The 735-nt window shown below is 58.1% G+C and carries 2 protein-coding genes; both read left to right on the forward strand.

Annotation, left to right across the window (positions count from 1 at the left end):
- Positions 1–120 (forward strand): DUF2859 domain-containing protein (locus AC4PR2_RS29370; protein ID WP_492175850.1); only part of this gene is annotated, 120 nt, incomplete at its 5' end.
- A partial coding sequence (locus AC4PR2_RS29375; protein WP_492176109.1) for a restriction endonuclease occupies positions 117–735 on the forward strand: 619 nt, incomplete at its 3' end. The genes AC4PR2_RS29370 and AC4PR2_RS29375, both read left to right, overlap by 4 nt.

Consider the following 735-nt stretch of genomic DNA (forward strand, 5'->3'; position numbering starts at 1 on the left):
CTGGCGCCGGGGGTGCCGATGGCGCCGGCATCCGGCAGTGAGTTGGCGCGCCGGCTGCAGCTGTCGAATTACCCGGTTCTCATCACTGATACCGGTTTGTCCCAGCAGGTCACACCATGATATCGGCGCAACACATCGCCGCAGCATTAATGGTAAACCCTGTGCTGACGGTTGTGCTGATAGTGCTGTTTGTTGCTGTCATGCTGGGGCTGAACTGCCGTGGCCGGGAGACAGCCAGCTGTCGGCGCCACCGCCGATATCAGGCGACGGCCATGCGGGTACTGGCGCGCTTACCGCTGCTGGGCGGTGATGGCCAGCGTCTGGCCTATCTGCGCAAAATCAACCCCTATGTATTTGAAGAGCTGTTGCTCCTGGCGTTTGAGCGCCAGGGCTATGCCGTTATCCGCAATACCGCCTACAGCGGCGACGGCGGTCTGGATGGTCAGGTCATTATCGAAGGTAAGACCTACCTCATCCAGGCTAAACGTTACGGCCGGACGATCACACCGTCCCATATCACGAGTTTTGGTGCGTTGCTGCGACATCACCACTGCCAGGGTTTTTTCATTCATACCGGCCGTACCGGCCAACTAAGCCATGCTTTGCTGCAGAACCATCCCCACATCCACCTGGTCAGTGGCCAAAAGCTGCTGGCGTTGCTTGCGGGCAATGCGGAGTGGACGTCTTTTTTATCCGGAAATACGGTAACCAAACGGAGTATATCCCATGTCTCTG

Source organism: Serratia sp. A07 (genome assembly GCF_058725505.1).